General features: G+C 65.2%; 17 protein-coding genes and 1 CRISPR repeat array. Of the genes, 7 read left to right on the top strand and 10 right to left on the bottom strand.

The window, feature by feature from the left end:
- Window positions 1-51 precede the first annotated feature (51 nt).
- Window positions 52-975: an iron uptake transporter permease EfeU gene (efeU, locus tag HMPREF9058_RS08570; RefSeq protein ID WP_009406946.1), complete on the bottom strand. Its 924-nt coding sequence runs from the start codon at window positions 973-975 to the stop codon at window positions 52-54.
- Between the two features lie 482 nt (window positions 976-1457).
- Here efeU and cas9 point away from each other — a divergent pair, with 482 nt between their 5' ends.
- The 3 genes from cas9 to cas2 are packed head-to-tail and all read left to right on the top strand — an operon-like array spanning window position 1458 to window position 5962.
- Window positions 1458-4724, top strand: a complete 3267-nt coding sequence (gene cas9 / locus HMPREF9058_RS08565) for a type II CRISPR RNA-guided endonuclease Cas9 (protein ID WP_254654113.1) — start codon at window positions 1458-1460, stop codon at window positions 4722-4724.
- A 9-nt stretch (window positions 4725-4733) separates the two neighbouring features.
- Window positions 4734-5642: a type II CRISPR-associated endonuclease Cas1 gene (gene cas1, locus HMPREF9058_RS08560; RefSeq protein WP_009406914.1), complete on the top strand. Its 909-nt coding sequence runs from the start codon at window positions 4734-4736 to the stop codon at window positions 5640-5642.
- Window positions 5642-5962 carry a CRISPR-associated endonuclease Cas2 gene (gene cas2, locus HMPREF9058_RS08555; protein ID WP_009406928.1) on the top strand — a complete coding sequence of 107 codons (321 nt, stop codon included), beginning with the start codon at window positions 5642-5644 and terminating at the stop codon, window positions 5960-5962. The genes cas1 and cas2 overlap by 1 nt, the downstream gene beginning before the upstream one ends.
- Before the next feature lie 49 nt (window positions 5963-6011).
- Window positions 6012-6495: direct repeats of the CRISPR family, unit length 36 nt; unit sequence GAAGTCTATCAAGGGGTCTGGTGACTGAATCCCAGC.
- A 462-nt stretch (window positions 6496-6957) separates the two neighbouring features.
- On the opposite strand, the gene HMPREF9058_RS08545 is transcribed toward cas2, so the two are convergent.
- Both HMPREF9058_RS08545 and HMPREF9058_RS08540 read right to left on the bottom strand, forming a co-directional pair.
- Complete coding sequence (locus HMPREF9058_RS08545; RefSeq protein WP_009406950.1) at window positions 6958-8520, bottom strand: MFS transporter; 1563 nt, start codon at window positions 8518-8520, stop codon at window positions 6958-6960.
- Entirely contained in the window at window positions 8517-11696 is a 3180-nt protein-coding gene (locus HMPREF9058_RS08540) for a glycoside hydrolase family 2 TIM barrel-domain containing protein (RefSeq protein ID WP_009406797.1), read from the bottom strand. The genes HMPREF9058_RS08545 and HMPREF9058_RS08540 overlap by 4 nt, the downstream gene beginning before the upstream one ends.
- 249 nt (window positions 11697-11945) lie before the next feature.
- Here HMPREF9058_RS08540 and HMPREF9058_RS08535 point away from each other — a divergent pair, with 249 nt between their 5' ends.
- Window positions 11946-12929: a LacI family DNA-binding transcriptional regulator gene (locus HMPREF9058_RS08535; protein WP_009406806.1), complete on the top strand. Its 984-nt coding sequence runs from the start codon at window positions 11946-11948 to the stop codon at window positions 12927-12929.
- A 215-nt stretch (window positions 12930-13144) separates the two neighbouring features.
- Here HMPREF9058_RS08535 and HMPREF9058_RS08530 read toward each other — a convergent pair whose 3' ends face one another.
- The 4 genes from HMPREF9058_RS08530 to nrdF all read right to left on the bottom strand — a co-directional run bounded on the left by HMPREF9058_RS08530 (window position 13145) and on the right by nrdF (window position 17390).
- Window positions 13145-14002, bottom strand: a complete 858-nt coding sequence (locus tag HMPREF9058_RS08530; protein ID WP_009406933.1) for a hypothetical protein — start codon at window positions 14000-14002, stop codon at window positions 13145-13147.
- Window positions 13999-15414 (bottom strand): LssY C-terminal domain-containing protein, encoded by a 1416-nt coding sequence (locus tag HMPREF9058_RS08525; protein WP_254654112.1) that lies wholly within the window; start codon window positions 15412-15414, stop codon window positions 13999-14001. The genes HMPREF9058_RS08530 and HMPREF9058_RS08525 overlap by 4 nt, the downstream gene beginning before the upstream one ends.
- Before the next feature lie 168 nt (window positions 15415-15582).
- The gene (locus HMPREF9058_RS08520; RefSeq protein ID WP_009406948.1) at window positions 15583-16302 is read right to left on the bottom strand and encodes a hypothetical protein; all 720 of its coding nucleotides are present in this window, start codon (window positions 16300-16302) and stop codon (window positions 15583-15585) included.
- Between the two features lie 113 nt (window positions 16303-16415).
- On the bottom strand, window positions 16416-17390 hold the full coding sequence (nrdF, locus tag HMPREF9058_RS08515) for a class 1b ribonucleoside-diphosphate reductase subunit beta (protein ID WP_009406793.1): 975 nt from the start codon (window positions 17388-17390) through the stop codon (window positions 16416-16418).
- A 182-nt stretch (window positions 17391-17572) separates the two neighbouring features.
- Here nrdF and HMPREF9058_RS08510 point away from each other — a divergent pair, with 182 nt between their 5' ends.
- Genes HMPREF9058_RS08510 through HMPREF9058_RS08500 form a run of 3 tightly spaced genes read left to right on the top strand, consistent with a single transcriptional unit; the run spans window position 17573 to window position 19742 of the window.
- Entirely contained in the window at window positions 17573-18148 is a 576-nt protein-coding gene (locus HMPREF9058_RS08510) for a TetR family transcriptional regulator (protein WP_009406786.1), read from the top strand.
- On the top strand, window positions 18145-18969 hold the full coding sequence (locus tag HMPREF9058_RS08505) for an ABC transporter ATP-binding protein (protein ID WP_009406835.1): 825 nt from the start codon (window positions 18145-18147) through the stop codon (window positions 18967-18969). The genes HMPREF9058_RS08510 and HMPREF9058_RS08505 overlap by 4 nt, the downstream gene beginning before the upstream one ends.
- Window positions 18966-19742, top strand: a complete 777-nt coding sequence (locus HMPREF9058_RS08500; RefSeq protein WP_009406731.1) for an ABC transporter permease — start codon at window positions 18966-18968, stop codon at window positions 19740-19742. The genes HMPREF9058_RS08505 and HMPREF9058_RS08500 overlap by 4 nt, the downstream gene beginning before the upstream one ends.
- Window positions 19743-19765: 23 nt before the next feature.
- Here the strand turns inward: HMPREF9058_RS08500 and HMPREF9058_RS08495 are convergent, their stop codons facing one another.
- The 3 genes from HMPREF9058_RS08495 to HMPREF9058_RS13150 all read right to left on the bottom strand — a co-directional run bounded on the left by HMPREF9058_RS08495 (window position 19766) and on the right by HMPREF9058_RS13150 (window position 22617).
- Complete coding sequence (locus HMPREF9058_RS08495; RefSeq protein ID WP_043538019.1) at window positions 19766-20713, bottom strand: hypothetical protein; 948 nt, start codon at window positions 20711-20713, stop codon at window positions 19766-19768.
- Between the two features lie 74 nt (window positions 20714-20787).
- On the bottom strand, window positions 20788-21735 hold the full coding sequence (locus tag HMPREF9058_RS08490; RefSeq protein WP_009406908.1) for a hypothetical protein: 948 nt from the start codon (window positions 21733-21735) through the stop codon (window positions 20788-20790).
- Between the two features lie 81 nt (window positions 21736-21816).
- Window positions 21817-22617 (bottom strand): hypothetical protein, encoded by an 801-nt coding sequence (locus HMPREF9058_RS13150; RefSeq protein WP_254654111.1) that lies wholly within the window; start codon window positions 22615-22617, stop codon window positions 21817-21819.
- Window positions 22618-22715: the final 98 nt, after the last annotated feature.

Genomic DNA, 22715 nt, shown 5'->3' with positions numbered 1-22715 from the left:
TCCTTTGTGAGGAGTGGCGTGGACAGGGGGTGGGGAGAGAGGTCGGGGTGGTCAGGAGGTCACGACGGCGTCGGGCTCCTCGGCGTCGGACTCGTCAGCGCTCACGGCGGCCGGAGCGGACTCGACTGCGCGCGCGGGCGAGGGCCATCGGCCCGCGATCTGGAGGGTGAGGAGCACCAGGGTCGGGACGATGTAGACCCACCAGCCCACGACCTGCAGGACAGTGGGCTGGAGGTTGAACTGGAACATGGCCTGGAGCAGCACGTAGAGCCAGTGGAAGGGCGAGGCGCCGTCGGGCAGGTAGCGGGACAGGTCCCAGGCGTGGTTCGTGAAGCCGGGAAGAACACTCGCCTCCTGCAGGTCACCGACGCCGTAGGCGACGATGCCGGCGGCAACGACGACGAGGAAGTAGCCGGTCACGGCGAAGAAGACGCGCAGGTTGATGCGCACCGCACCCTGGTAGATGAGCACGCCCAGCACGATGGCCAGAACGAGGCCGGTGATGACGCCCGCCGTCGTCTGCATGGTGGAGCTCTCAATACTGGAGCGCACGGTGGCCCACACGAACAGGGCGGTCTCCACTCCCTCGCGCCCGACGGCGACGACGGCGATCCAGACGACGCCCCAGCCGGAGCTGCCTGCGGACAGGGACTTGGACAGTGATCCCTCCAGCTCGCCCTTGAGCTCACGGGCGTTCTTCCCCATCCAGAAGATCATCCAGGTCACCATGCCGACGGCGACGAAGGACAGGGTGCCGCCGAGGATCTCCTGGGCCTGGAAGGTGAGGGTCTTGGGACCCCAGGTCATGATGGCGCCGGCGACCAGCGGGATCAGCGCCGCCAGCCCGACCCCGAGCCACAGCTTGGGCAGGGCATCGCGGCGGTCGGCCTTGACGAGGTAGGCGACGATGATGCTGACAACGAGCGCCGCCTCCAGTCCTTCCCTCAGGGCGATGAGCAGGTTGGCGAGGAACACTCGACCTCCAAGTCACGAATCAATCTCAAGTCACGACGGTCGAGGTAAGCCTAGCCTTAGACGATCTCACCACCAAAGACTCGCGTTTCTCTCGTTCGTGTGGGGTGAAGCCCAGTTTCTCCGGTCACACCGGTCCGCGCGCCCCAAAGCACCCCACAGTCTCCCCGGGCCCTCGCCCGGTCGGGGACGCCTGGCGCGGCCGACACGAGACCCAGGCGCCCGCTCCCTTCCGCCACTTCTGGCGCACTCTCACCGAGACTCGCTTGAGGCCGAGACTCCAGCCCAGATGGTGCTACACTGGCGGCGACTGAATTCCTAGTAACCTTCGCCATGTTTGCGGAGTGGACTGCTCCACCGGCGCACCCAACGGCAAGCCGGTCTGACTGCCCGATCTCATATTGAGACCGGGCAGTTTTCTTACGCCACCCTCACACTGTGCCCGAGCGTGGTATGCATCTCCCATGCCTGCTCACCACCTTCGCGTGGGGATCGACGTCGGCACCCATTCCGTCGGGCTCGCAACGCTGCGGGTCGACGACCAGGGGACCCCCATCGAGCTCCTCTCAGCGCTGTCACACATCCATGACTCCGGGATCGGCAAGGAAGGACAAAAGGATCACGACACCCGTAAGAAGCTCTCCGGTGTTGCCCGACGCACCCGACACCTGCTGCGTAATCGACGCGAGCGGCTCCAGCAGCTCGACAAGGTGCTGGTCGACCTCGGATTCCCAATCCCGAAGCCAGAAGAGTACCCCGACCTCAGCGAGCGAACCGACCCATACCGGGTATGGCGGGTGCGCGCTCGGCTGGTCGAAGAGACGCTGCCCGAGGAGCTGCGCGGCCCGGCCATCTCCATGGCGGTGCGCCACATTGCGCGGCATCGGGGGTGGCGCAACCCGTACTCGAAGGTCGAGTCGCTGTTGTCACCCGCAGAGGAATCGTCTTTCATGAAGGCGCTGCGCAAGCGCATCATGACGAAAACGGGCGAGGTCCTCGACGACGACATCACCCCCGGGCAGGCGATGGCCCAGGTGGCACTGACCCACAAGATCTACATGCGCGGCCCGGAGGGCATTCTCGGCAAGCTGCACCAGAGCGACAACGCCAATGAGATCCGGAAGATCTGCGCCCGCCAGGGCATCTCTTCCGATGTCTGCAAGCAACTGCTGCGAGCCGTCTTCAAGGCGGAGTCTCCACGCGGTTCAGCCGTCTCTCGCGTGGCTCCCGACCCGCTTCCCGGTCAGGGCTCCTTCCGGCGCGCGCCGAAGTGCGATCCGGAGTTTCAGCGGTTCCGGATCATCTCCATTGTGGCTAACCTCCGCATCAGCGAAACCAAGGGAGAGAATCGGCCACTGACAGTGGACGAGCGCCGCCAGGTGGTTGCCTTCCTCATGGAGGACTCGCAAGCCGACCTGACCTGGGTTGACGTGGCTGAGAAGCTAAGAGTCTCCCGTCAGGCTCTGCGGGGTACCGCGATGCTCACCGCCGATGGTGAGCGGTCGGCCGCTCAACCTCCGATCGATGTCACCGACCAGATCATGCGCAAGACCAAGATCAGCGCGCTAAAGACCTGGTGGGACAAGGCCGACGCCGAACGACGGGGCGCCATGGTCCGTTACCTCTATGAGGGGCTTGAGGACTCGGAGTGCGCCGAGGTCATTGCCAAGCTGCCGGAGAAGGACCACGCCAAGCTCGATTCTCTCCACCTCCCAGCCGGACGTGCGGCATATTCTCGGGAGTCATTGACGGCCCTCAGTGACCACATGCTGGAGACGACCAACGATCTTCATGAGGCGCGCAAGCGGCTCTTCGGCGTCGATGACTCATGGGCCCCTCCGGCCGAGCCTGTGGGCGCCCCAGTGGGCAACCCGTCAGTCGACCGGACTCTCAAGATCGTCGCACGGTACCTCTCTGCGGTTGAGAGTATATGGGGCACGCCTGAGGTCATTCATGTGGAGCATGTTCGCGATGGCTTCACCAGCGAGCGCACAGCAGAGGAGCGAGATAAGGCGAATAGGAGTCGCCACAACGACAACCAGAAAGCGATAGAGAAGATTCAACACGACTACGGCAAGGAGGGATACATAAGCCGTGGTGACATCGTGCGCTTCCATGCCTTAAAGTTACAAGGAAGCGCCTGCTTGTACTGTGGGACAACAATCGGTTACCACACATGCCAACTGGACCACATCGTTCCACAGGCCGGCCCAGGTTCGAACAATCGCCGTGGGAATCTTGTGGCCGTCTGCGAGCGCTGCAACCATTCGAAGTCGAACACTCCGTTCGCAGTGTGGGCCCAGAAGTGCGGGATCCCTCACGTCGGAGTGAAGGAAGCCATTAGTCGAGTAAACGGGTGGGTTGAACATAACCATAGCACATCATCCGGAGACTTGACGCGCCTAAAGAAGGAGGTCATCGCTCGTCTTCGGCGCACCCAAAAGGATCCAGAGATCGATGAGCGCAGCATGGAGTCCGTGGCCTGGATGGCCAACGAGCTACACCATCGCATTGCGGCCGCCTACCCCGAGACCACTGTCATGGTCTACCGAGGCTCTATCACCGCAGCAGCTCGCAAGGCGGCCAGCATCGAGTCCCGCATCAACCTGATCGGAGAGAAAGGACGCAAGGATCGCCTTGACCGCCGACACCATGCCGTGGATGCAAGCGTTGTGGCACTCATGGAACCAAGTGTTGCCAAGACCTTGGCAGAACGGTCAAGTCTTCGCGGGGAACAGCGCCTCACTGGCCAAGAACAGACCTGGAAGCAGTACACAGGATTGACCGTGGGCGCGCGAGAGCGCTTCGAGGCGTGGCGTGGCCACATGCATCGGCTCACGGAGTTGTTCAACGAGAGTTTGGCAGCAGATGAAGTGTACGTCACCCAAAATATTCGCCTTCGACTATCTGACGGCAGCGCGCACACCGTCAAAGCATCAAAACTAGTCTCCCACCGCCTCGGCGACGGACTGACAGTACAACAGATCGACCGGGCCTGCACTCCCGCACTGTGGTGCGCACTCACTCGGGAGATAGACTTCGATGAGAAGAACGGCCTTCCCGCACGGGAGGACCGCGTGATCAGAGTTCATGGTCAGGAAATCAGCTCCGCCGATTGCATTCAAGTTTTCTCCAAAAGAAAGAAAACCAAAAGCGATCGAGACGAAGCTCCTTTCGGGGCTATCGCAGTGCGCGGCGGATTCGTCGAAATTGGGTCATCAATTCATCACGCCCGCATCTACCGCATCGAGGGCGAGAAGCCCGCCTACGCGATGCTCCGCGTCTTCACTCATGACCTGCTCAGTCAGCGGCACGGGGATCTCTTCTCTGCGGTCATCCCACCCCAGTCGATCAGCATGAGATGCGCTGCCACAGAACTCCGCCAGGCTATCTCTGAAGGCAGGGCCACTTATCTAGGATGGATCGTTTCAGGCGACGAACTACATATTCCCGTCGAAACATTCACGACACACAAGATCGGAAGTTTCCTTAAAGACTACCCCAACACCACACGCTGGCGCATCTGTGGATACGACTCTGAAACTATGCTAATTCTAAAACCAAGAATTCTTTCAGCAGAAGGATTAAACAATTCAAGTGACATCGCAGAGTATGTAATTAAAAATAAAGGGTGGCGTGTAGCTATTAACAAATTAGCCAAAGTGCATCCTACTGTTGTTCGGCGCGATGCCCTAGGCCGCCCTCGACATTCCAGCAGATCTAATCTGCCCGTCACCTGGTCTATTGAGTGAGGATCGCCGATGGACACCGCCTGGCGCATCATTGACTGCTCGTCACTGGAGGGGCGCATCACCTCGGATCGAGGAGCAATCTGCATCCACCAGGATGACGGCGGTGAGCATCGGATCCCAACAGCCGATGTGGCGGTCGTCCTCATGGGTCCTCGCGTGAGCTTCTCGACGGCCGTCGTGCATCGCCTGCTGGGCGCGGATGTCATCGTGCTGTTCTGCGACTGGCGGGGCGTCCCCGAGGGCGCCGCCTATCCATGGCATGAGCACGGTCGCGTTGGGGCCAGGCAGCTGGCGCAGTCGCAGCTCTCTGAACCGCGGAGGAAGAATGCGTGGGGTCGCCTGGTGAGGGCGAAGGTGCTGGGGCAGGCGACTGTTCTGCGTCAGAAGGATCGTCCTGCGGCAGCCCGACTCAAGGAGATGGCGCGTTCGGTGCGCTCGGGTGACCCGGAGAACGTCGAGGCTCATGCCGCTCGCCTGTACTGGTCCCGGCTGTTCGCCTCCGAGGGTCATTTTCTCCGGCGCCCGGAGGCGGAGGATCACCGCAACAGCTGCTTGAACTACGGTTATGCGGTCCTGCGCGCGCACGGGATCCGTGCGGTGGTGAGCGCTGGGCTCAGCCCAACGCTCGGCCTGTTCCACCATGGGCGAGGCAATATGTTCAACCTGGTGGATGACATCATTGAACCCTTCCGCCCCGCGGTGGATGACGCTGTACTGCATCTGGATCCTGATGCGAGTCCCGCGGAGCGGCAGGTGAAGCAGGTTCTGGTTGCTGCGGTGCAACAGCCATTCCGTGACGACGGCGCTACGCTCCCAACCGTCTTGGAGGAGCTGGCTCAGCACTTGGGTCAGTACTGTGAAGGGGACCGAGCCCGCTTGGATGTCCCGTCGTGGACCGGTCCTAGGCATGAGTCCTGATGGCGGATGATCCAGTGTGGTGCGTGGTCATGTTCGATCTGCCGGTGGCGACGAAGAAGCAGCGCAAGGAGGCGACTCGTTTCCGGCACCTTCTCCTGGATGAGGGTTTCTGGATGCTCCAGTACAGCGTCTACGTCCGTTACTCCCCGACCGTCGCCGGCGAGCCTCGCAGGGTGGGCTCGATCAAGCGTAACCTGCCACGCGGCGGTGAGGTGAGGATGCTGTACGTCACCGACCGCGAGTGGTCGCGCACGCTCTGTTTCCGCAACGAAGAGCCCGTTGAGGCTGAGTCAGAGCCCCAACAACTCATGATCTTCTGACCTCTGACGAGGTGTTTACACTGGTCAGACCCCCTTGACAGACGTTTCAGAAGTCTATCAAGGGGTCTGGTGACTGAATCCCAGCTGGTTTTCAGGGCCTCGTCGAACTCAGGGAAGTCTATCAAGGGGTCTGGTGACTGAATCCCAGCCCGGCGGCAAGCTCCACGCCTACGTCGGGAAGTCTATCAAGGGGTCTGGTGACTGAATCCCAGCTGATGGTTCTGCTGGTGTTGCAGCCGGTGAAGTCTATCAAGGGGTCTGGTAACTGAATCCCAGCGTGGGTAGGCGCAGTGACGCTGACCCCTGAAGTCTATCAAGGGGTCTGGTGACTGAATCCCAGCGTCAGGCGTTCTCCGCGTCCAGCCGGATGAAGTCTATCAAGGGGTCTGGTGACTGAATCCCAGCGGGGTCCCGCTGTCCACCTGTGTGTGGCGAAGTCTATCAAGGGGTCTGGTGACTGAATCCCAGCGGCGTGGAAGGCCCGTCGGCGGCCCTCGGAAGTCTATCAAGGGGTCTGGTGACTAAATCCCAGCGGCAAGGTGACATGTGCGCAGGGCAGCGGGGGCTCCGGCATCGTCGGGCAGATCCGGTGCCGGCCGACGACGCCGCGGCGCGCCTCGGTCTGGCGAGCATGCGTCCCTGGATGGCGCCGGGGGGACGGTGGGGGTGGGTCAGGTCGTTCAGGCCGCGCGCGAGTCCACCGCCGCCCTCACTGCATGAGCCACTCCCTCATCGAGGACTTACTTTCGGTACCAGGACTGCGCTGTCCCCCATACGACTGCGCGGAGATCCCAGTAGCCTGGAGGACAACGTAGTCCTCGATCGGAAAGTACGTCCTCGGTGGCGTCACAGGCGACGACAACACGACGGGCGGCGCGCCAGCGGAGAAGAGCTCCGCCAGCGCACCGCCCCGGGAAGGAAGGTGGGGGCGAGGGCGCGCCATCCGCGCACCTCAGTCTCGCCCCCCACCCGTGAGTCAAGCCGCTCGCGCAGCCTCAGCTCGTCGAGCCTCCGCTCTGCGCGGCGCCCGAACTCCCGGCATCGCCACCGGCGGCGCCACCACCGACGGTGTCATCGGTCCGCCCCGTGGCCACAGAGCCCCCGCCGGACATCGCGGCACCGACCTCCACCTCGGCCCGCGCGTCGGCCTCTTCCTTGAGTCGGGTGTTGACCTTCTCGACGTCGAGCCGCATGAGCAGGAAGAGGATGATCGCGTTGGCCGCCAGCGGCAACCACACGTACATGACGTAGATCATCTGGATGGCGGACTCCGGCTGAACCTTGAGGTCCCCGTCGTACCCGGAGGCTGCCAGCAGCCACCCGGACAGGGCCGTGCCGAGCCCGCCGCCCACCTTCACGCCGAGCGACGTGCAGGAGAACATGAGCCCGTCGATGCGCTTACCGGTGCGCAGCCAGGTGTGCTCCGAGGCCTCGGCGATGAGGGCGTTGAGCGTGCCCTGCAGCGAGCTCATACCCAGGGCCGCGACGCCGGAGAGGATCAGCATGAGCGGGAGGCTGTTCATGTAAGCGGCCACGAGCACCCCGAGCCGCCCCAGGGTCGCGATGACATAGCCGACGATGTTAATCCGGTACATGCTCCCGAAGCGACTCACCACCACCGGCGTGATGAGGAGCCCGATCATGAGCGGGATGTTGATGGACCAGGCGAAGGTCTTCAGCAGGTCCTCGTCCCCCAGGACGTACTTCATGAAGTAGATACCCATGTTGAGCATCGCCGTGAAGATCTGAGTGAGGAGGAAGACGATGAGGATGATGAGGTAGTACTTGTTGGACACCAGCATCTTGGCCGACTCCGCCACCGAGAGCTTGTCCTCCTCGGGCTCCTCCTCACCCACGAGCTCCTCGGGTGGCAGCTCCTTGACCGAGAAGACTGAGAGCGTGTTGACCGCCAGGCCGAGCAGCGCGTAGATGATCGCCATCGTCCGCCAGCCGCTCGCGCCGCCGCCGAACATGGCCACGCCGCCCACGGTGGCACTCTGGATGAGCAGGTTCGTCCCGAAGGCGAACATGAAACGGATGGAGCCCATCTGCACGCGCTCGGCCCCGTTGCGGGTGATGAGCGCGGTCAGCGAGGAGTAGGCGATGTTGTTGGCCGTGAAGAAGACGGCGTTGAGCAGCGTATAGGCGATGAAGAACCAGGCGTACTTAGCAGTGTTCCCCAAACTCGTGGGGATCGCGAAGATCGCGATGAGCAGGACGGCACAGCCCACGAACCCCCACAGCATCCACGGGCGGGCCTTCCCCATCCGCGTGTTGGTGCGGTCCAGCAGCGCCCCGAAGATGATGTCGGAGAAGCCGTCGAAGAGCCGGGAGACCATCATGAGCGTACCGACGACGCCCGCATTCAGCCCGGCGGTGTCCGTCAGGTAGATCATGACGAAGGCGGACAGGAGCACGTAGACGACGTTGCCGGCGACGTCGCCCGATCCGTAGCCCACCTTGTTGTACCACTTCAGGTACCTTCTCTCGCTGGCCGCCTCCAGTCCGATTCCTGCTGCGGGGGCGCCGGTCTTCTTGCCGGCGGAGTCGCTGCTCATAGCGTCACCTCGTTGTGAGTGCTGGTGTGGGTGATGTGGGGGTTGAGCAGGAGATGGAGCTCCATCCCCAGCTCCTGGCTGTCGACCTGGTAGCGGGGCCGCAGGGCGGGCCCGCAGCTGTTGGATCCGATGCCGGCCATGGCGGCGTCGAGGCACAGGACCGTGCAGCCCGACGGCGTCAGCTCGGTGTTGCGTCGCCGCGCGGCCAGCTCCTCCTGCGTGTAGCGGGAGGCGTTGAAGGAGAAGGGGGTCGGCCCGACAGCGGCCAGAATCAGCCCACCTCCGGAGAGGAGGACCTTGTTGCAGTCGGCGTGGCTGCCGTTCTCCTGGGGCCGGATGTAGTCCTCGTGGAGGTCGACGACGTCGGCGCTGAAGGCCCCGTGGTAGCTGGCGCGGTGCTTGTCGACGTAGCTCTCCTGCGGGCCCAGGCCGTAGTAGTCGACCTGGCTCATGGACTCGGGCAGGAAGAGGCGCAGCCCCAGGCGCGGCAGGCTGGGGAAGCCCAGCGTCCGGCGCAGTCGCATGTTCAGGCTCAGGACGCCGTCGTCAGTGAGGGTCCAGACGAGCCGTCCGTGCAGGGCGGGCTGGACCGAGGGCGCCACGAGGCCGACGTCGGCGCTGATGGTGACGCGCCCGGGCTCCTCGTTGACGTCGACGCCGTAGGCGCGGGCCACGGCCTGGTGGTAGTGGGCGCGCTCCCACTCCAGGCGCGCGTGGCGGTCGTTGTCGGTGGGCGCCCGCCAGATGTTGAGCTCCACCGGGCGCTGAAGGAGCTCGCGGCCCTCCGATGACAGGGACACGGGCAGGCCGGTGCGCGTGTCGATGGTGCAGCTGAGACGGTCACTGTCGACCTCGATCCGGGTGCCCTCCCGCCTGACCGGCAGGCGGGTCTCGCCGATGGGGCGGTCGGCGAGTGAGGCGACCCACCGGTGGCGCCTGTCGGCGTTGCGCAGGGCGATCTCGTCGAAGCCCAGGACGTGGCCGGCGGCCCGCAGCGAGTCGGGTCGGGCGAGCCGGTAGGTGACCAGCAGGTGGCAGCGTCCGGTGGGCGGAACCTTCGGTTCGCAGCGCAGCATGACGCTCGTGCGCGGCGGGACGGGTTCCACCAGGTCGAGGTCCTCGCGGTCCACGACGACGCCGTCGCAGCGCACCTCGTAGGAGATGCGCAGGTACTGGGACAGGTCGGTGTGGTCGAGGTCGTTGTGGATGGTGAGCAGGCCCTCCTCCTGGTCGTACTCGATGACGCGGGCGGGGCGCTGGACGTTCTTGAGCTCGGCGAGTCCCGGGTGGGGGACGCGGTCGGGCGAGACGAGCCCGTCGACGCAGAAGTTGCCGTCGTGGACGGCCTCGTCGTGGTCGCCGCCGAAGAGGTGGATCGGCCGGCCGTCGTCGCTGGTCCCGGCGGTGACCGCGTGGTCGCACCACTCCCACACGAAGCCTCCGCACATGCGCTCGTCGGCCCGGATGATCTCCCAGTAGTCCTCGAGGTCGCCGGGGCTGTTGCCCATGGCGTGGCAGTACTCCACGAGGATGAAGGGCTTGTCGGGGTCGGAGTCGAGGTAGTCGCGGATCTCCTCGATGGCCGGGTACATGCGGCTGTACAGGTCGATGCAGGAGTAGTCGTAGCGGCGCTTGGAGTCCCGGTAGTAGGAGCTCTCGTAGTGAGTCAGCCGCGTGGGGTCGAAGTCCTTGGCCCAGAAGAGCGCCGCCTCGAGGGTGCAGCCGTAGGAGCACTCGTTGCCGGCGGACCAGGAGATGATGCTGGGGCGGTTCTTCTCGCGGTGGACGCACAGCCTCATGCGGTCGACGGTGGCCTCGGTCCACTCAGGGTTGTCGGCGATGGGCTCGTTCCAGTGCTCGACCTGGTTGTCCCAGGATGGGTCGGCCAGGAAGCGGCTCTGGGTGCCGTGGCTCTCGTTGTCGGCCTCGGACATGACGTAGAAGCCGTGCTCGTCGCACAGCTGGTAGAAGCGCGGGTCGTTGGGGTAGTGGGAGCTGCGCACCGCGTTGATGTTGTGCTCCTTCATCAGGCGCAGGTCCCACAGCATGTGCTCCAGGTCGACGACGGGTCCGGTAACCGGGTCGGAGTCGTGCCGGTTGACGCCGCGCAGGGTGATGGGCCGGCCGTTGAGGTGCACGACGGCGTCGCTCACCGCGACCTCACGGATGCCCACCCGGTCGGTGATGACCTCACCCGGCGTGGTGATGACCAGGGTGTAGAGGTAAGGGTCCTCGGCGCTCCACAGGTGAGGGGCCTCCACGGTGAGCCGGGCGCGGTGGGTGTAGCCGTCGTCGCCAGCGAAGGGCTCCAGCTCTCCGGCGGCCACCACTGCGCCGTCGTGGTCGATGAGCTCGACATGGGTGGGGACGGCCCCGCCCCGGTAGGCGCCCTGGATCCTGACCAGGGCGGTGGCCGGGGCGGCGTCGAGGCCGGTGCCGGACACCGGGCCGAGCGAGGTGGTGGTGACGTAGTCGAACAGGACGGCGGCCGGGCGGCTCAGGAGGTAGACGTCGCGGAAGATGCCGCTGGTGCGGAACTTGTCCTGGTCCTCCAGGTAGGTGCCGTCGCACCACTTGAGCACCAGGACGGCCAGGCGGTTGGCGCCGGGGCGCAGGAGCTCGGTGACGTCGAACTCCGCGGAGGCGTGGGAGACCTGGCTGTAGCCGACGTAGGTGCCGTTGAGCCACACGTAGAAGCAGGAGTCCACGCCCTCGAAGGTCAGGTAGGTGCTGGGGGCGGCGGGGTCCGGGGTGTAGTCGAAGTCGCGGATGTAGGCGCCGCAGGGGTTGTCCTGGGGGACGTAGGGCGGATCGAAGGGGATGGGGTAGCGGACGTTGGTGTACTGGTGGTGGTCGTAGCCCAGGTGCTGCCAGGTGCTGGGCACCTGAATCATGGTGAAGCCCTCCGGGAGGTGGGCGGGGTCCGCCTGGCCGGGCTCGTCGCCGTCGGACGTGCCGACGGGGGCGTCCTGCTCCCAGAAGGGCTCGGTCAGCTCGTGGATGCTGGGCAGGTAGCGGAAGGCCCACTGGCCGCTGAGCAGGTGGAAGCGATCGGAGTCCTCCCGCCTCCAGGGGCTGGTGGCGATGGGGCGGGATGCGGGCACGTAGTAGGAGCGGGGCGGCAGCGTGTGTTCATGGAGGACGTCGAGGTCCTCGAAGTGTTTCGGAACGATCATTGTTCAGCTCCCCAGGGGGTTGACGGGAACAGAGGACGAGCAGCGGTGCGACGCCTGCGTGATGACGTTAACATACTAGATGGTAGCCTGCTTCGCTAGGTGTATCTACCGACAAATTCTCGGTTCACCACCCCCATGACGGATTTCCATGGCAACGTCACCATTCCGCCGGGACGTGGATGTCCCTGACACTCCTGATAACCTCTCGCCATGCCAGGGCAGAGCCGAGGGGCGCAGGGAGCGCCGTCGATGAGCGACGTGGCCCGCCTGGCGGGAGTCTCCGCTCAGACGGTCTCCCGCGTGGCGGCGGGCTCGGAGCACGTCCGTCCCGACACCCGCGAACGGGTCCTGCGCGCAATGAACCAGCTCGGCTACTCCCCCAACCGCGCCGCTCAGGCCCTGCGTCGCGGCTCCTTCAAGACGATCGGCGTGCTGACCCAGCAGATCCAGCGCACCGGGGAGGCCCTGACCACCGCGGGCGTGCTGGAGGCCGCCACCGCCGTCGGCTACGCCGTCAACCTCGTCCAGGTGGAGCACCCCGCCTCCGAGGAGCTGCGCGAGGCCGTCTACCGGCTCTCCCACCAGGCCATTGACGGGCTCGTCGTCGTGCAGGCCGGGCGGGCGGGGCGCGAGCAGCTGGCCCTGCCGCCCTCGATGCCGGTGGCGGTCTCGGACTCCACGCTCGTGGACTACTACCCCTCGGCCAGCGCCGACCAGGTCGGCGGGGTGCGCGAGGCCGTCACGCACCTTCTGGAGCTGGGGCACCGCACCGTCCACCACGTGTGCGGGCCCAAGGACTCCCAGTCCAGCCTCATCCGCAGAGCCACCTGGGCCAGGACCCTACGGGAGGCGGGACGGGAGGTTCCCGAGCCAGTACCCGGCGACTGGGAGGCCGCAGCGGGCTATGAGGCCGGCCTGCGCCTGGCCGCGGACCCGGAGGTGACGGCCGTCTTCTGCGCCAACGACGAGCTGGCCCTCGGGCTCATCCGGGCCATGCACGAACAGGGCAGGCGGGTTCCCGCCGACGTCTCAGTCGTCGGCTTCGACGGCCTGGCCGTGGGCGAATACACCTTCCCGCCGTTGACCACTGTGCGCCAGGACTTCAGGAGGCACGGCCGCGAGATGGTGAGCCTGGTGCTGGAGCAGGCGGGCTCCGGGACCCGGGACGGCCGCAGCGTCATCATCCCCACCGAGTTCCTCGTGCGCGGCTCGACCGCCCCGCCGGCCGCCTGAGCGCGGCGCGACGTCGGCCCGGCCAGCCTCGCTGCGGGAGCCACCGCCCCATCGAGGACTTACTTTCGGTACCAGGACTGCGCTGTCCCCCAGATGACTGCGGGGAGAGCCCAGTAGCTTGGAGGACAACGCAGTCCTCGATCGGAAAGTAAGTCCTCGGCGCGAACCGCAGCCGCCACTCCGGCCCAGTCCCGGCCCGCGGGCCCGCCCTCGGCTCAGTCGGCCTGCGGCAGGAGGATGGAGGCCCCCAGGGCGAAGGGGTAGCCGGGTTTGAGAATGCACTGGACGACCGGCTGCGCCATCTCCAGGACGCTGTCGGCGTCGAGGCCCTCCTCGCCGTTGGGGCCGGCCTCGGCCACGAGGTCGGAGTAGGGGATGGTGAGGTCGAGCAGGGCCATGCCGTCGCGATGGGTGGCGGAGTCCCAGGCGCCGCCCTCCATCTCCTGCAGAGTCCCCAGGTGGAAGCTCATGACGCCGTGGTCGTCGACCTGCGCGGGCACGGACAGGATGTGATGCGGCTCGGGGTCGCGCGGCGCACGCAGGGTGAACACGATAATGCCGCCGTCGCGGGCGGCGCGCAGCATGATGCGGCCGATGTGGATGCCGAAGCCGACGATGTCAAAGACCCCCTCCATGGCCTCCGCATAGGTCAGCGGCGCCTCCAGGGGAATGGGGGCTCCCTCACCGGGGTCGTTGATGGCGCGGCGGCCCGACGGCGTGGCCGCCTTGAGCAGCAGGAGGCGGCCGGCGTCGGTCAGGACGCCGGTCTCGACACGCTCCTGCCACCCGGCCGGGGCCTGGGCAGGGCCGGGCTCGGACTCCACCAGCCCCATGCCCAGGACGGTGGACAGGTCGGTGCCGTCGGCGGGCCGGTGCCAGGTGATGGTGGCGTCGTCGTGCCAGATGGGAACGACGCCGTTGAAGGGGATGCCGAAGCGCACGTGCTCGCGCTCGCCGTCGACGGGCCGGGAGTTATCGACATGACTGACGTGGCTGGTGTGCCGGCCGGACCGACTCGCCGGCCCTGCGCCGCCGGCACCATTGTCCTGCGGTCCTGCCAGGTACTCGCTCATGAGCCCAGCCTAACTGCCGCTCGGTCGCCCCGTGCGCTCGCACGGCCGGCAAGCCGCTCCTCCTTGCGGGCGTGCTCCCACTGGTGGACCTGCCGGGCCGAGAGCGCCAGCAGCGCCAGGACCTGGAGCGCACTGGTGACGACCAGGCCGAGCGTGGCCTGGCGGACCCCGAGGCTCGAGACCTGAACCATGTCAGTGGCGATACCCAGGACCAGGGTCGCCATGAGGGCGATGCGGCCACGCGGGTGCCCGTGCCAGGCCGCCACCCCCAGGGCGGCGGTGATGAGCGTCAGGCCGCCAGACACCGTGGCGATGAGGGCGACGACGGCGGTGACCGCCCCCGGGTCCTCCTCCGGGAATGGGGCGGCCTCCAGCACCTGGGTGATGTCGATGCGGGCCACGCGCAGAATCTCGACCACCACCATGAGCCCGATGAGCACCAGGGCGATGACGAGCTGGCTGGGGCGGCGGCGTCGGGCCTGGAGGTCGGCCAGGCGGGCCTGCTGCAGGGAGAGCCCGGCATCGGATCCGGGGACCACCTCGTTGAGGTCGAGCACATGGAGGGCGCCGTCGGTGACCACCCGGTCCCCTCCCCCGTTCTTGTCGTGGTAGGAGGTGAAGACGTCCGGCCAGATCTCGAGCTCGGCGGCCTCGTTGGCCCAGCGGACGTCGTCGACGACGTAGTTGCGCTCGATGTCGATGTCGGCGTCGATCTTGTGGGTGACCTGGAGGGTGAGGGCGCTCAGGCCGACGGCGCGGTCGTAGGTGGCGGCGGCCAGCCAGTCCACGTGCCCGCCGCCGGGCAGCGACCAGCCCGGCGGGCAGTACCAGAAGCGGATGTGGTGGCGCTGTGCGGGGTTGCCCTCGACCTCCTTCTGGTAGGCGAAGCTCTGCTTGCGTCCGAAGAGCATGAGGTTGGAGACGGGGGCGGCCGGGTAGGAGCGGCGCAGCAGCGAGGAGACGATGATCCTCCAGGAGGTGCGCAGGGTGATGGGGTCGGCGCGCACCCAGCCGGCCGCGATCATCGCCTCGTGAATGTCCTCCTCGTCGCCCTTGACGGCGAGGTTGACGGGGTCGCCCAGGAGCCCGTCGGGGGTGCGGGTGCGGCCGATGAAGTAGTCGGGGACGTAGAGCCAGGTGAGGACCTGGTGGAGGCGCGGCAGGGCGAGGTAGGCCAGGACCGCCCAGAACAGCAGGGAGTTGACCACGAGCACCGGATCGAGGTGCCAGCCCGAGCCGATGAGCAGCCAGGCCAGCCAGAGCGTGGCGACGGCGGCGATGGCGAAGAAGACGGCATCGAGGACGTCGTCGATGCTCCAGGAGCGGGCATCGACCTCCGACATCTTGGACGGGCCGTCCCGGTAGACGGGCGGCGCCGTCGGACGGGGGCGAGTCACCTCGGATGGCGTCATGACAGCACGCTACCGAATACCTCTGACGTTGGAGGCAGGCCGTACCGCCGCAAGCCACCCCCTCACACGCTGCCGCGCCCCTCGGACCTGTGGGCACGGGGGACGCGGCAGTCGGAGAACAGCATCGGCGGGAGTCTCAAGGCTGCCGAGGGGAGAGTGCCGTCTGATCTACTTCAGCACGAGGTCCTGGGTGTCGGAGTAGGCCGCGTACTGCTTGCCGGTCTCCCTGTGCTCTGCCTCCTCGCGGTTGTAGGCGATGCTGGTGGTGCCCTCGGAGAAGGGCTTCAACTTGGTCGACTCCGTCACGGCAACGAAGGCGAACCAGCCCTCAACGTGCCCGGAGCCCGCGTCCTCGGTGTCGATCACATCAAGACCGTCCGCCCTCAGGTCGTCGGCCACCTTTGCTCCGTACGGAACCGTCTTGGGCTTGGATGACGTTTTGTCCTGGAGTGAGGTGGAGTTTGAGAGCGTGCTGCTGTATCCGACGTCTCCATTGAAATCGAGCGTGCAGTGAAGCAGGTAGACGGTATCTGTCTTAGCTTTCTCCTTGTACTTCGGTGCGGCGTAGTCCTCGACCACCTTGTCGCAGGTCTGGGTCAGACCGATCTCCTGGTCCTTGAAGGTCACCGGCTTGATCTCCTGAATCTCGGAGCCGGACTTGGTGGTCTCACCACTCTTGCTCTTGGTGTCCTTGGCATCCTTGCCGTCCTTGTCGTCCTTGGAGTCCTCGGAGGGGGATGCATCCGAGTCGTCCGAGTCCGCCTTGGCGGAGGCCGTCGAGGAGGCTCCGGGTGAGGGCTGAGAGACCTCATCCTCATCGCAAGCGGACAGTCCGACAGCCATGGCAAGGGCGGCGGCGACGGAGAGAACTTTGACGGAGGAGCGCATGGGGATTCCTTTCTGGCGCGCTGGGAATAGCGAAAGTGTGCACCCGGCGCGAGCCCTCTTCCATGGGGAGCCCACCCAGGGGAGCGCTCCCCGTCTCCGCCCTCTCCCTGCGCTCAGAAGTCCCAGTCCTCGTCCTGGGTGGCCTCGGCCGTGCCCATGACGTAGGAGGAGCCCGAGCCGGAGAAGAAGTCGTGGTTCTCGTCGGCGTTGGGGGACAGGGAGGCGAGGATCGCCGGGTTGACGTCGACGGCATCGGCCGGGAACAGCGCCTCGTAGCCCAGGTTCATGAGGGCCTTGTTGGCGTTGTAGCGCAGGAACTTCTTGACGTCCTCGGTCAGGCCGAGCTCATCGTAGAGGTCCTCGGTGTACTGCTCCTCGTTGTCGTAGAGCTCCATGAGCAGGTCGAAGGTGTAGTCCTTGAGCTCTTGCTGACGCTCGGGCGAGGACTCGCGCACGGCGAGCTGGTACTTGTAGCCGATGTAGTAGCCGTGGACGGCCTCGTCACGAATGATGAGGCGGATGAGGTCGGCGGTGTTGGTCAGCTTGGCGTGGCTGGACCAGTACATGGGGGCGTAGAAGCCGGAGTAGAAGAGGAAGGACTCCAGCATGGTGGAGGCGACCTTGCGCTTCTCGGGGTCGTCGCCGCGGTAGTAGTCCAGGATGATGCGGGCCTTGCGCTGGAGGTTCGCGTTCTCCTCGCTCCAGCGGAAGGCCTCGTCGATCTCCGCCGTCGAGATGAGGGTGGAGAAGATCGAGGAGTAGGAGCGGGCGTGGACCGACTCCATGAAGGCGATGTTGGTGAGCACCGCCTCCTCGTGGGGGGTGCGGGCGTCCGGGATGAGGGAGACCGCGCCGACCGTGCCCTGGATGGTGTCCAGGAGGGTCAGGCCGGTGAAGACCCGGGTGGTCATGTTCTTCTCGGCCTCGTTCAGGGTGGCCCAGGACTGCACGTCGTTGGACAGCGGCACCTTCTCTGGCAGCCAGAAGTTGCCGGTGAGGCGGTCCCAGACCTCGAGGTCCTTGTCGTCGGTCAGGCGGTTCCAGTTGATGGCCTGGACGCGGTCGACCAGCTTGATGGGCTCGTGCATCAGTTCCTCCCGAGGTTTGGGTGATCCGGCCTCATGCTACCGACGACGACGACGACCGGCAGTGTCGCCCGACCGATCGGGACTGTGGTGCCCGCCGCGCTCCTGCCGTCGGGGGCTTCCGGACGGGAGAACGACCAGAGATGTTATTGACTCACATAGTGTGAGTGACTAACATTTCCTGCATGAGTCCACGCGCCTCCACCGCCGACCTGCTTCGGCGCACCGCACTGCGGATGTTCACCGAGCAGGGGTTCGACGCCGTCCCGGTCGCCGTGATCGCCAAGGCCGCCGGGGTCTCTCACATGACCTTCTTCCGCCACTTCCCCACCAAGGAGGCCGTGGTGGTGAGTGACCTGTTCGATCCGCTCATCGCCGAGGCGGTGCGCGCTCAGCCACAGCGGTGGCGACCACTGACCCGAGCCGTGCGGGGACTCGTTGCGGCGATGAGTCAAGAATCGGCGCGCGAGGAGATGTCCTCCCGAGAGTTCCATGAACGCATTCGGCTGGCAGCCCTCACCCCGTCACTGGCGGCCGCCGTGCGAACCGCAGGTCAGGAGACCGAGCGCGCCATCGCCACAGCGCTTGCCGCTCCCGGGGTGGACGACGCGGCGGCACAGGCCGCGGCCGGAGCCGTCATGGGAGCGGCGAGCAGCCTCCTGCTCGCCTGGGCCGGCGAGAGCAATGCAGCCAACACCGGGGCGGCCGATGCGGCAGCGACCCTCAGCCGGGGTCTTCTCAGCCTGCTGGGGGACACATGAGCGGTACAGCACCGGCGGCCCTGGAGGTTGCGGGCGTCCACGTCGCCCTGCGGGGGAAGCCTGTTCTGCGCGACCTCAGCCTTTCACTCGCCGACGGCGAGTGCCGCGCCGTCGTGGGTCTCAACGGCGCCGGGAAGACCACGGCCCTGCGCGTCATCCTGGGCATGCTGCGTCCCGACGCCGGCAGGGTTCTTCTGCACGGCCGCGACATCGCCTCCTCCCCCAGGGATGCCTGGCGGCGAGTGGGCCACCTGGTGGAGACTCCGTTGTCCTACCCCGAGCTCACGGCCCGGCAGAACATCATGGCGGCCGCACGCCTGCACGGCGCCGACCCTGAACGCACCAAGCGGGCAGTGGAACGGTTGAGTGAGGCGCTGGCGCTGACCGGCTGGCTCGACACACCTGTGCGTCGCCTGTCGCTGGGCACGCGCCAGAAGGTAGGGCTCGTCGGCGCCCTGGCGCATGAACCGGACGTCGTCGTCCTCGATGAGCCGACCAACGGGCTCGATCCGCTGGCCGTCGTCGGATTCAGGGATCTTCTGCGGGAGGTGACCGGGCGCGGCGGAGCGGTGCTGGTGACCGGGCACCACTTCGATGAGCTGACGCGCATCGCCGACCGGGTTGAGGTGCTGCACCGGGGGCGGATCATCGACACAATCGCGCCTGAGGACCCCGGCCGCCCCGGAGGCACCGACCTTGAGAGAGTCTTCTTCGACGCCGTCCTGGCGGCGGACCTGGCCGCAGACAGCACTGTCCTGGAGTCAGAGGCGGGACGGGACACCCGCGCGGAAACGAGCCGTGAACGGACGGAGGCCTCATGATGGGCATGGATCGCAGCGCTCTCGAGATCGTCATCGGCCTGGAGGCCCGCAAGTTGGCTCGGGCCACGGTCGTACGCGTAGCGACGGCGGCCGCCCTCGTTCTGGTCATGGCAACCACGGCCGGCGGGTACGCCGCCGCAATGCACGCCGGAGATACTGATCTGGGTCGAAAGGCCGCCTCAATGGTGACCTCGCCTGGTTGGGACGGCTACACGGCCCTGGGGGCGACAAGTGTGAGCGTAACGATGCTCCTGGCCGTGGGCGTGGTGATGTCATGGAGTACGGGGCGGGAGTTCACCGACGGAACCATTGTGGGCCTGTTCGCCATCCCGCCGGCCCTGCGAACCATTGCGACGGCGAAGATGCTAGTAACCCTATCCTGGGCGGTTCTGCTGGGAGCCGGCGAAGCGGTACTACTGATGACGGCGGGGTTACTGCTCGGCCTGGGGGCGGCAGGAGCCACCGGTTGCTTCGCGACGCTGTTGCTTGTCTCAGTGGTGCTCAGCGCAGGTGTCCTGCCGGTCATGTGGGCGGCGACGCGGTGGCGCGGCTACCTGGCCGGCATCGGGCTGACACTGGCGATCCTGGTCGTCACCAACCTGGCCGCCGGATTCGGCCTCGGCACCTACACCCCGTGGTCGATCCCGGTTGCCTGGACCATGACCCATGATGATGTCAGCACATTGCTGCTGGTAGTTCCGGTGATGACCGCCGCGATTGGCGCCTGGGTCACCCTCCGATCCTGGGACCGGCTCCAGCTGGGCACAGACTGACCGCAATTCCCATGGAACAACTGTTATGACGAGGAGGCGGCCGGCTGCTGGGCGGCAGTGAGGATGGGCGCGCCCTTCTCGGGTGGGTCCCCCTGGCCGACCACGGCACCGGCGTTCATGTCAAAGGCGACGACCTCAGAGTCGTAGTCGTCGTTCGGCGCGGTCGCCAGCTCGACCCGCTGAAGAGTCCGATTTCCCAGGACGGCCGCCAGAACCGGCGCTGCGGCGTCAACCTCCACACCCTTTCCGTACTCACCGAGTCCCCACACTCTCAGCTGGGTCACCTGGTTGATATCATCATGCGCATCCAGGTCCACCGTCGCATCGACTCGCTTATCTGCCGGGATGGCATCAAGGACGCTCTTGAGCGGCACGGAGGTGAGGTCAACGCCTTTGGAGTGAGTGACGTGACAATAGGATGAGCCCACATGAATACTCTGCTCGGTCTTGAGTGAACCCACACCGACAACCGGAGATGTTAGCGGAAGAATGAAGTTATCCGGAAGGGTTTTCACGCCTTGGTAGCGTAGCCGGATTTCATTCCAGGAGATCTCCACGCTCTCCACCTCCGAGGAGACCACGTTCATGGCAGCCGGCACGGCCCTCTCGGAGTCATCCATCGGCAGATGACAGGACATCGATGTCGCACCCTGGGTCCATTTGACGTCAAGTTCCACCTTGTCGGAGTCAGCCAGATTTACTACTTCGTTTCGAGCATTGCGAATGATGGCGAGGACTGAATCCTGTCCAGGATCACCCTTGAGGTTGACGATCACATCCCAGCGATCATCGGTCACGAGTCCCGGATCCACATCAACCTCAACGGACGTGACACCATCAAGACCGGATAGATACTTGCGCACCTTCCTCTTCTTCTTACTGAGGGCCAGAGCGAAAGGTGAGCACCCGCCCACTCCGAAAGTAAGAGACACTGCACCCAGTGCCAGCACCTCACGACGTCGAATACTCATCAACCTCACTCCCCTTCCCTTCATCATGCTTGCATGTGCACGTCAGGCAAAGACGCCTTCGGGTCCGTACCCCCTCAGGATGCCGAGGTGAGCACTTGTTGGGCGGCGGCGAGGATGGGCGCTCCCTTCTCGGGTGGGTCACCCTGGCCGACCACAGCGCCGGACTTCATGTCGAAGCCAACCACCTTGGGCTGGACCTTGCTTTCCACCGAGGTACTCAGCTCCACCCGCTGAAGCGCCTGATTGCCGAGGACTGTGGCGAGGACCGCGGCATCTGGCTGAACATCCTCATCCTGCCAGTCCTTCGCCCATTTCTTGAATATGAGACGGACCTGGTGACTGCCCACGTCTTCTGCCTCCAGGCTCAGGACCGCTCCGTACCGCTTATCGGAGGGAATGGAATCCAGTGCACGCTTGATCGGCACGGAGGTGAGATCCTTACCCTTGGCGTGGGAGATGAAGCAGTGAGACCGTCCAATCAGGATACTCTGCTCGACCCTCAGGGAGCCGAGGCGCAGCACTGGGGAGGTGGGCGGCAGGATGAAGTGATCCGGGAGGGTTTCAGTGGTCCGGTACTCGAAGGATATTCTCTCCTCCTCGATCTGGACTCGCTCCATGCCGGGCGACACCGCCTCCACCGTGGCGGAGGCTGCCTTGTCAGCATCCTTCATCGGCAGGTAGCAGAAGACGGAGGCCTTAGCCTGGGCCCAGGTGACGACCATCCTCACCTCACTGGCCCCGGTCAGGCGCAGCACCTCGGCGTAGGCGTCCCGCACAACTGTCGCCACCGACTCCGCGGATGGATCATCCTTGAGTCGCACGTCCACAATCCAACGATCCGGCTCTGAGAACTCCGGGTGCACCTCCACCCGTGCGGATGCCACGGCGTCGAGCCCGGAGAGGTACTGCTGCACCTTCCGCTTCCGTCTCCTGCGCGCCATGGCCATGGGCGAGCACCCGGCCACTGCGAGAGCAAGAGACGCGGCCGTTACGGCCAGGACCTGACGACGTCGCACGCTCATCAGACGTCACTCCGTCGCGTCGATAACACCTGGCGCAGTCTCCTGTCACAGGGAACCATCAGATTCATGCTCCCCTCACAACTAAGAGCCAGACTCCCGTGCTGCCGCCAGAACCTCCCTACCCTTTTCAGGTGGATATCCGGCATCGAAGTCACCCGATTCCATCTCGAAGCGCACCCCTTCTGTTCCACCAGAACTCCGGTCCGACACGGTTGAGACGTAAAGCGACTGAAGTGCCTGATTCCCTGAGACGATATTAAGGACCTTAGCGGCAGCAGTGACATCAAGACCATCCGACACCGTCCCAAAAGCAGAGACATCGAGCGTTGGCTTCTCATACACGTGATGATCGTCCGTTAACTCAACGGTGGCCTCATCCCGATATTTAGAATCGACAACATCCACAACCTCACGGAGAGGAACGGAGGTGAAGTCAACAGTGTCCGTATGCACCTTAATGGTCATACCATCGAGATCAAAACTGTCATCTACACCCACCCCAGATCGTGGCACCATGATGACATCAGCCGGGAACTCCTTGACGTCACCTCGACTCACCGAGATGTGATGACCTCCAACATTCATAGACTTCAAACTGGGCTTCGCGAGATCCCGAAGATAATCGAGCGTCGCCTCACTCTCCCCCTTCTCTGAGAGAGACCACGACACCGAGACGCCATTCTGCTTCCACGACACCGACAGCGAGAAGTATGTCTTCCCCACGGCCCCCTCGACCCGACGATAGGCGTCTTTGAGGACGGCGAGAGTCTCTTCTCTTCCGGGATCATCGTTGAGACTGATCAGCACCGTCCAAGAATCACCTATCTCGAAATTGGATTTTACCTGCGCGTTCACTGACTTGACGGCATCGAAGCTCTTCAAGGACTGCGTAATCCGACGGCGAGCCCGAATATTTCCCGGAGCCAGCGACCCGCAGCCCGACATCGCCAGCAGCGTCAACGAGCCGACACCCGTCAGAA

This window comes from Actinomyces sp. oral taxon 175 str. F0384, from assembly GCF_000223355.1.
Classification (GTDB): Bacteria; Actinomycetota; Actinomycetes; order Actinomycetales; family Actinomycetaceae; genus Actinomyces; species Actinomyces oris.
This window is presented reverse-complemented; position numbering and strand designations above follow the sequence as displayed.

What these genes read in the sequence shown, in the direction of transcription:
- nrdF (WP_009406793.1), bottom strand. Translation starts at nt 17,390, where the DNA reads ATGCACGAGCCCATCAAGCTGGTCGACCGCGTCCAGGCCATCAACTGG.
- HMPREF9058_RS08495 (WP_043538019.1), bottom strand. Translation starts at nt 20,713, where the DNA reads ATGAGTATTCGACGTCGTGAGGTGCTGGCACTGGGTGCAGTGTCTCTT.
- HMPREF9058_RS08540 (WP_009406797.1), bottom strand. Translation starts at nt 11,696, where the DNA reads ATGATCGTTCCGAAACACTTCGAGGACCTCGACGTCCTCCATGAACAC.
- HMPREF9058_RS08535 (WP_009406806.1), top strand. Translation starts at nt 11,946, where the DNA reads ATGAGCGACGTGGCCCGCCTGGCGGGAGTCTCCGCTCAGACGGTCTCC.
- cas2 (WP_009406928.1), top strand. Translation starts at nt 5,642, where the DNA reads ATGGCGGATGATCCAGTGTGGTGCGTGGTCATGTTCGATCTGCCGGTG.
- HMPREF9058_RS08520 (WP_009406948.1), bottom strand. Translation starts at nt 16,302, where the DNA reads ATGCGCTCCTCCGTCAAAGTTCTCTCCGTCGCCGCCGCCCTTGCCATG.
- HMPREF9058_RS08545 (WP_009406950.1), bottom strand. Translation starts at nt 8,520, where the DNA reads ATGAGCAGCGACTCCGCCGGCAAGAAGACCGGCGCCCCCGCAGCAGGA.
- HMPREF9058_RS08525 (WP_254654112.1), bottom strand. Translation starts at nt 15,414, where the DNA reads ATGACGCCATCCGAGGTGACTCGCCCCCGTCCGACGGCGCCGCCCGTC.
- HMPREF9058_RS08505 (WP_009406835.1), top strand. Translation starts at nt 18,145, where the DNA reads ATGAGCGGTACAGCACCGGCGGCCCTGGAGGTTGCGGGCGTCCACGTC.
- HMPREF9058_RS08510 (WP_009406786.1), top strand. Translation starts at nt 17,573, where the DNA reads ATGAGTCCACGCGCCTCCACCGCCGACCTGCTTCGGCGCACCGCACTG.
- cas1 (WP_009406914.1), top strand. Translation starts at nt 4,734, where the DNA reads ATGGACACCGCCTGGCGCATCATTGACTGCTCGTCACTGGAGGGGCGC.
- HMPREF9058_RS08490 (WP_009406908.1), bottom strand. Translation starts at nt 21,735, where the DNA reads ATGAGCGTGCGACGTCGTCAGGTCCTGGCCGTAACGGCCGCGTCTCTT.
- HMPREF9058_RS08530 (WP_009406933.1), bottom strand. Translation starts at nt 14,002, where the DNA reads ATGAGCGAGTACCTGGCAGGACCGCAGGACAATGGTGCCGGCGGCGCA.
- HMPREF9058_RS08500 (WP_009406731.1), top strand. Translation starts at nt 18,966, where the DNA reads ATGATGGGCATGGATCGCAGCGCTCTCGAGATCGTCATCGGCCTGGAG.